Origin of the sequence: Streptosporangium sp. NPDC049248 (assembly GCF_040678965.1) — a bacterium.
GTDB lineage: Bacteria > Actinomycetota > Actinomycetes > Streptosporangiales > Streptosporangiaceae > Streptosporangium > Streptosporangium fukuiense.
The window spans coordinates 22,169-29,069 of record NZ_JBFAQY010000014.1 but is presented as its reverse complement, the minus strand read 5'-3'; the positions used below and the strand labels follow the sequence as shown (position 1 = coordinate 29,069).

The 6,901-nt window shown below is 72.3% G+C and carries 6 protein-coding genes; 2 read left to right on the top strand and 4 right to left on the bottom strand.

What is annotated here, in order from left to right; genetic code table 11:
- Positions 1-92 precede the first annotated feature (92 nt).
- Positions 93-1,403, top strand: coding sequence for a salicylate synthase (locus AB0K21_RS24480; RefSeq protein WP_343965043.1), 1,311 nt, complete (start codon positions 93-95; stop codon positions 1,401-1,403).
- 105 nt (positions 1,404-1,508) lie between these two features.
- On the opposite strand, the gene AB0K21_RS24475 is transcribed toward AB0K21_RS24480, so the two are convergent.
- Complete coding sequence (locus AB0K21_RS24475) at positions 1,509-3,083, bottom strand: AMP-binding protein (protein ID WP_364153420.1); 1,575 nt, start codon at positions 3,081-3,083, stop codon at positions 1,509-1,511.
- A gap of 3 nt (positions 3,084-3,086) precedes the next feature.
- On the bottom strand, positions 3,087-3,494 hold the full coding sequence (gene panD, locus AB0K21_RS24470) for an aspartate 1-decarboxylase (RefSeq protein ID WP_343965047.1): 408 nt from the start codon (positions 3,492-3,494) through the stop codon (positions 3,087-3,089).
- Between the two features lie 78 nt (positions 3,495-3,572).
- Here panD and entS point away from each other — a divergent pair, with 78 nt between their 5' ends.
- Entirely contained in the window at positions 3,573-4,814 is a 1,242-nt protein-coding gene (entS, locus tag AB0K21_RS24465; RefSeq protein ID WP_343965049.1) for an enterobactin transporter EntS, read from the top strand.
- Positions 4,815-4,849: 35 nt separating this feature from the next.
- Here entS and AB0K21_RS24460 read toward each other — a convergent pair whose 3' ends face one another.
- Both AB0K21_RS24460 and AB0K21_RS24455 read right to left on the bottom strand, forming a co-directional pair.
- On the bottom strand, positions 4,850-5,860 hold the full coding sequence (locus tag AB0K21_RS24460; RefSeq protein ID WP_343965051.1) for an iron chelate uptake ABC transporter family permease subunit: 1,011 nt from the start codon (positions 5,858-5,860) through the stop codon (positions 4,850-4,852).
- Positions 5,857-6,876, bottom strand: a complete 1,020-nt coding sequence (locus AB0K21_RS24455) for an iron chelate uptake ABC transporter family permease subunit (RefSeq protein ID WP_364153415.1) — start codon at positions 6,874-6,876, stop codon at positions 5,857-5,859. Before AB0K21_RS24455 ends, AB0K21_RS24460 begins: the two co-directional genes overlap by 4 nt.
- Positions 6,877-6,901 lie beyond the last annotated feature (25 nt).

Sequence of the window (6,901 nt, the reverse complement as noted above, 5' to 3'; positions counted from 1 at the left end):
GAAGGTTAGGTTAGCCTTGCCTATTAAATCGGCACAAGGTTAGCCTTGCCTAAATTGATCGGATTTTCCGGTCCCTCAGAGGGGTGGGTCTTGTGTCCTTTGGCATCGGTACGGATGAGGTGCGCACGGAGGTGGTCGTCGACAGCCCGGTCGATCCACTGCACCTGGTCACCCGCCTGGCCGGCTCAGGGCTGTTCGACGACTACATCGTGTACGAAAGACCTGGCCTGTGGACCTTCGCGGGCGGGGTGTCGGGCGAGGTGATCCTCGACCCCGGAGTCGTGCGCAGCCGCTGGCCGGACGGGCCCTCCGTGGAAGAGCCGTGGTCGGGCCGGCCGGCCGCGGCGCTGGAGGCGGTGTTCGGCGCGGCCCCCTGGCCGGCCTGGAACGCCTACGGCTGGATCGCGTTCGAGTTCGCCGCGAGCGTCCCGGCGGGCCGGCTCGCCCACCTGATCGTGCCGCGCACCGAGGTGCGCGTCGAGGCGGGACGCGCGCTGGTGGTGAGCGCCGACGCCGGCGAGGCCGATCGGGTCGCCAGGCTGCTGTCCGCCCCAGGCCCGTCCCGGATCGCGGCACCGTCGCCGGTCGACGTGCGCTCCGGCGGCGACCACTACCGGTCGCGGGTCGCGCAGGCGGTCTCCGAGATCGCCGCCGGGCTCTACCAGAAGGTCATCGTCTCCCGCCGGCTGCCGATCCCGTTCCCCGTCGACGTCGTCGCGACGTACGTGTGCGGTCGTGTCGCCAACACCCCGGCCCGCTCGTTCCTCCTCGACCTGGACGGCTTCCAGGCCACCGGGTTCAGCCCCGAGGTGCTGGCGAGCGTCGACGGGCACGGCACGGTCACGACCCAGCCACTGGCCGGCACGCGGGCCTTCGGCCGGGGGGAGAGCACGGACTCGCTGACCCGCCACGAGCTGGAGAGCGACCCCAAGGAGATCTTCGAGCACGCGGTCTCGGTACGCACCTCGCAGCAGGAGCTGTATCGGGTGTGCGCGACCGACACGGTCCGGGTCACCGGCTTCATGGCGGTGAAGGAACGCGGCAGCGTGCAGCACCTGGGCTCCAGTGTCAGCGGCGAGCTGGCACCCGGCCGCACCTGCTGGGACGCGCTCGACGCGCTGTTTCCCGGCGTGACCGCCTCCGGCATCCCCAAGCCGGAGGCGATCGACGCGATCACCCGGCTGGAGGAGCGGCGCGGGCTCTACTCCGGGGCCGTCCTGACCGTCTCGCGGGACGGGTCGATGGACGCCGCCCTGGTGCTGCGCGCCCTCTACGCCGAGAACGGCCGGGCATGGCTGCGGGCCGGCGCCGGCATCGTGTCCGCTTCGACGCCCGAGCGCGAGTACGAGGAGACCTGCGAGAAGCTCTCCAGCATCGCCCCGTACGTGGTCGCGCGCGGGTGAGCGACGCCCCTGCCGTGCGCGCGAGGGCGCTTTCCCCAGGTCGCGAGGGCAGGGGCGCCACACGCACGAGACGCCCGCTTCCCCGGCGTCTCGTGCGTGCGGCGCTCAGCGCAGACCCGCGGCGAGTTCCTTCTTGCTGACCTTGCCGACCGGGGTGCGGGGGAAGGCGTCGACCAGCTCGACACGGTCGGGCCACTTGTATCCCGCCACGCCGCGTTCCTTCAGGAACTGCTTGACCTCCCGCAGCGTCGGCGCCTGGTCCCGCACGATCAGGAAGGCACAGGTGCGCTCCCCCATCACCGGGTCCGGCATACCGACCACGGCGGCGTCGTGCACCGCGGGATGGGCCAGCAGGTGGTTCTCCAGTTCCTCGGCCGAGATCTTGTCACCGCCCCGGTTGATCTGGTCCTTGACCCTGCCCTCCACGACGAGATGGCCTGAGGGGAGCACCCGCACCAGATCTCCGCTCCGGTAGAAACCGTCGGGGGTGAAGGAGCGCGCGTTGTGCTCGGGCGCGCGGTAGTAGCCGCGCAGGGTGTAGGGACCGCGGGTGAGCAACTCGCCGACCTCGCCGGGGGCGACCTCCACGTCGCCGGAGTCGACCACCAGGATCTCGTCGGCCGGCGACAGCGGCCTGCCCTGCGTGGTGTCGACCAGCTCCCGGGGATCGTCCAGGCGGGTGAAGTTGAGCAGTCCCTCGGCCATCCCCAGCACCTGCTGCACCGCACAGCCCAGCACGCCGGGGACCTGCGCGGCCCGCTCGGCCGCGAACTTGGCACCGCCGACCTGCAGCAGCTCCAGCGACGACAGGTCCTCCCGCGACCAGGACGCCGCCTCCAGCCAGAGCAGCGCGATGGGCGGCACCACCGCGCACACGGTCGCCCTCTCCCGTTCGATGAGCGGGAACGCCTCGTCGGGCGCCCCGGAGGGGGCCAGCACGACCGTGCCGCCCTTGGCGAACACCCCGAGGACGCCCGGGCAGGCGAGCGCGAAGTTGTGCGCGACCGGGAGCACCACGAGGTAGACGGTCTCGGAGGTGAAGCCGCAGACCTCGGCGCTGGCCTCCAGGTTGTAGACGTAGTCGCGGTGGGTGCGCGGGATGAGCTTCGGAAGCCCGGTGGTGCCGCCGGAGAGCAGGAACACCCCCACGTCGGCGGGGTCGGGGCGCTCGTCGGACATGTCCGTCTCCGCGCCGGTGTCGAGGTCGGCCAGCGCGCGGAACTCCTGGGCGTCCCCGTCCACCACGACATGCTCCACCGCCAGCGAACGGGCCAGGTCTCGGTAGTCGAACCCGCCGTGAGCGTCGGGGATGACGTACGCCCTGGCCTCGCTCAGCTCGCACAGGTAGCCGATCTCGCTCCCCCGGTGCGCGGGCAGGGCCAGCACCGGGGCGGCGCCGATCCTCACCAGAGCGAGGAAGACGACGACGAAGGAGGCGGTGTTGGGCAGCTGCACCACGACGCGGTCACCCCGCCGGATGCCCAGCCGCGCGAAGCCTGCGGCGGTGCGGCCGGCCCGGCGGTCCAGCTCGGCGTAGGTCAGCCGCTCCTCCCCGGCCACGAGCGCGGTCCGCTCGGGGTCGCCCCCGCTCAGCACGTCGCCGAGCAGCCGGTCGCTCCAGTATCCCTCGGCCTGGTAGCGCACCGCGAACTCCTCGGGCCACGGAGTGAACCCCTCCATCGGTCACCGCCCCGCGATCTGGGCCGCCGCACCGGCGACCGGCTCGGCCGGATCGGAGCCGAGCGCGACGACGCGGTTGGCGCCGTCCACGTGGACGACCTTGGGCCGGTGCGCCTCCACCTCCGCGGCGTCGAACGTCCCGTACGAGATGATGATGACCAGGTGCCCCGGATGAACCAGGTGGGCGGCCGCGCCGTTGACACCGATGACCCCGCTGCCGGCCTCACCGGTGATCGCGTAGGTGACGAGACGGGCGCCGTTGTCGATGTCGACGACGTGGACCTGCTCACCCTCGACGATGTCGGCGGCGGCCATCAGCTCGGCGTCGATCGTCAGGGAACCCACGTAGTGCAGGTCCGCCTGGGTCACGGTGGCACGGTGGATCTTTCCATTCATAAGGACCCGCTGCACTGCTCTGTCCTCTTTCCCGAAGGTCAACTAAGGTTAGGCTCACCTTACTGATTTCGCCCGCCAAGGAGAAGCCCGAAGATGCTGCGCCGTCTGGCCATGGACGTCAGCCCGCTGAGAACCAGCAGGGCCTTTCGCGACGTGTTCGTCGCACGCACCGTGTCGGTCTTCGGCATCGGCATGCTCCTGGTCGCGGTGCCCGTACAGGTCTACGCGATGACCGGATCGACGGTACATGTCGGCGCCGTCTCCTCCGCCGAGGGGTTCGCCCTGCTCGCCGGGTTCCTGTGGGGCGGGGTGCTGGCCGACCGGCAGGACCGGCGCCGGTTGATGCTCCTGGCGCGCGGCACGGCCGGGCTGGGCTTCGCGCTGCTGGCGTTGAACGCCTTCCTGCCCTCCCCCTCACTGGCCGCGATCTACGTGCTCGCGGCCTGGGACGGGCTGGCGACCGGCGTCAGCGTCACCGCGCTGCTGGCCGCGACCCCCGCCCTGGTCCCCCCGGACAAGCTCGTCGCGGCGGGCGCGCTCAACGCGCTGACCGTACGACTCGGCTCGATGATCTCTCCCGCGCTCGGCGGCCTGACCATCTCGGCGTTCGGCGTCGGCTGGAACTACGCGGCCGCGGCCTTCGGCACCCTGGTCACCCTCGGCCTGCTGACGAGGCTCCCCGCCCTGAGACCGGCCGTCGTGGTCACCGAGAACCCGTTGAGGGCGATCGGCTCCGGACTGCGGTTCGTGGCCACCCACCGCGTCGTCGGCTCGCTCATGCTGCTCGGCCTGCTGTTCATGGTGGCGGGCGGCATTCCGGTGCTCATGCCCGCGTTCGCGACCCTGCAGCTGGGCGGTGGTCCCGCCACGATCGGCCTGCTCTACACCGCGCCGGCCTGCGGCGCGGTGCTCGGCTCGATCACCAGCGGGTGGGTCGTGCACTCGCGCGCACCTGGCAGGGCGCTGCTCGTCGCGTCGGTCTGCGGCTTCGTGCTCCTCGCCTGCCTCGGGCTGGCCCGGCATCCCGCGCTCGCCGTCGCGATCCTCTTCGGGTACGGCTTCGTCGCGTCCATCGAGGAGATCATCCGCTACGGCCTCATCCAGGCGCACACCCCCGACGGTTACCTCGGCCGGGTGAACGCCCTGTGGGCCGCCCAGGAGACCGGCGGCGAGGCCGTCGGCGCGCTCGGCGCGGGCGCGCTCGGCCGTTACCTGGCCCCCGGTGCCGCGATCGTCGTGTACGGAACGGCCAGCGCCGCGCTGGCGCTGGCCCTGGCCCTCACGCTCACCGGCCTGCGCGGCGCGACCCTGGAGACCGAATCTCAGGACGCCTAGCCGCGCCGCCCGTGCCCGGGCGCGCGTGCGGTGGCTCATCGCGTCGACAGCAGCCAGATCAGGTAGACGCCGCCCAGCACGCCGGTGACCACACCGACCGGCACCGCGACCGGCAGGTGCAGTGTCACCAGGTCACTGAAGACGAGCAGCGCCGCGCCCATCAGCGCGGCCGGCACGAGCTGCGTACCTGGCCTGCGGGTGAGCCCGCGCGCCAGCTGCGGCGCGGCCAGCGCGACGAACGGGACCGGCCCCACCGCCGCGGTCGCCACCGCCACCAGTCCCACCCCGATCACCACGAGCGCGGCCCGCGTCCGCTGGACCGGCACGCCGAGCGCCCGGGCCGCGTCGTCTCCGAGCTCGCCCATGCGCAGCCGGCCCCCGAAGGCCAGCGCGACCGGTACGAGCACCGCCATGGCCAGGGCGAGTGGCCAGGCGTGCTGCCAGCCCCTGCCGTTCAGGCTGCCGGTGAGCCAGAATGCCGCCTCGTACGCCTCGCGCAACTCCGCGCGGGTGACGAGGTAGGCGTTGAACGCCTCAAGCATCGCGGCCGCGGCGACCCCGACCAGGACCAGCCGGTAGCCGTGCACCCCGCCCCGGTAGGCGACCAGATAGACGGCGAGCGCGGTCAGCACCGCGCCGAGGACGGAACTGGCCGCGATGGCGACGGCGCCACCGCCGATGACCAGGATCTGCAACAGCGCGCCGGTGGCCGACCCCGTGGTGAACCCGATGATGTCGGGGCTGCCCAGCGGGTTGCGCGTGACGCTCTGGAAGACGGCCCCGCTCAAGCCGAGTGCCGCGCCGGCGAGCAGGCCGGTGAACACCCTGGGCAGGCGCAACGTGAGCACGATGAACTCCGTGGCCCGGTCCCCCTGCCCGGTCAGCGCTCCCACCACCTCGGCGGCGGAGATGGGGAAGTCACCGCTGCCGACCACCGACACGGCCGCCCCCAGCGTGACGGCCACCAGTGCGACGCACACCACGACGACGCGCGGCTCCCACCGCAGGGACATCGTCCCGACGCGCAGGACACGACTCGTGCTCACAGTTGGGGAACCCTTCCGCGACGGACCATCAGCGCCAGGAGGGGGGCGCCCAGGAACGCGGTGACGATGCCCGTCTCCAGCTCGCCGGGCGCCGCGACCACGCGCCCGGCGACGTCGGCGGCGAGCAGCAGCACCGGCGCCAGCAGCAGCGAGTACGACAGCACCCAGCGCTGGTCGGGACCGACCAGCGCCCGGACCACGAAGGGCACCGCCAGCCCGATGAACGCGATCGGCCCCACCGCCGCCGTGGCGGCACCGCACAGCACCACGACCGCCAGCGCCCCCAGCGCACGGGTCAGGCCGGGCCGGGCGCCCAGCGCCCGCCCCGTGTCCTCCCCCAGGGCCAGGGCATTGAGCGGTCGCGCCAGGCAGAGCGCCAGCACCGTTCCCGCCAGCAGGAACGGGCCGATCCGCATGAAGACGGCGAGGTCACGCCCGGACAGCGAACCCACCTGCCAGAAACGGAAGCCGTTGAAACTGCGCGGGCTGAGCAGCATCATCCCCGCCGACAGGGAGCTGAACACCGCGTTGATCCCGGCGCCCGCCAGGACCAGCCGCGCGGGTGTGGCGCCTGAACGGCCACGCGACCCGATCAGGTAGACCAGCAGCGCGGCTCCGGCCGCCCCGAGGAACGCCGCCCACACGTAGACGAGGACATCGTCCACCCGGAACAGGCCGATCACCGCCACCACCGCCACCGCGGCGCCGCCGTTGACACCGAGCAGGCCGGGTTCGGCCAGGGGGTTGCGGGTCAGCGCCTGCATGAGCGCGCCCGCCAGTCCCAGCGCCGCCCCGACGGCGACCCCCAGCAGCGTGCGCGGCAGCCGCAACTCCTGGATGATCAGTGCATTCTCCGAGCCGTCCGGGGAGAACACCCCGGCCAGGGCCTGGTCGGGCGGGATCTGCTTGGCACCGATCACGATGCCGGCCAGCACGGCGAGCAGCAGCAGGCCGCCCAGCAGGCACAGACCGGCCAGCCGTTTGGCAAGGTACGCGCTCTTTACGGGAGGAGGCACGCGATTAAAGTTAGCCTAACCTAAC

Coding starts and splice junctions, on each gene's coding strand:
- AB0K21_RS24475 (WP_364153420.1), bottom strand. CDS start 3,083: ATGGAGGGGTTCACTCCGTGGCCCGAGGAGTTCGCGGTGCGCTACCAG.
- entS (WP_343965049.1), top strand. CDS start 3,573: ATGCTGCGCCGTCTGGCCATGGACGTCAGCCCGCTGAGAACCAGCAGG.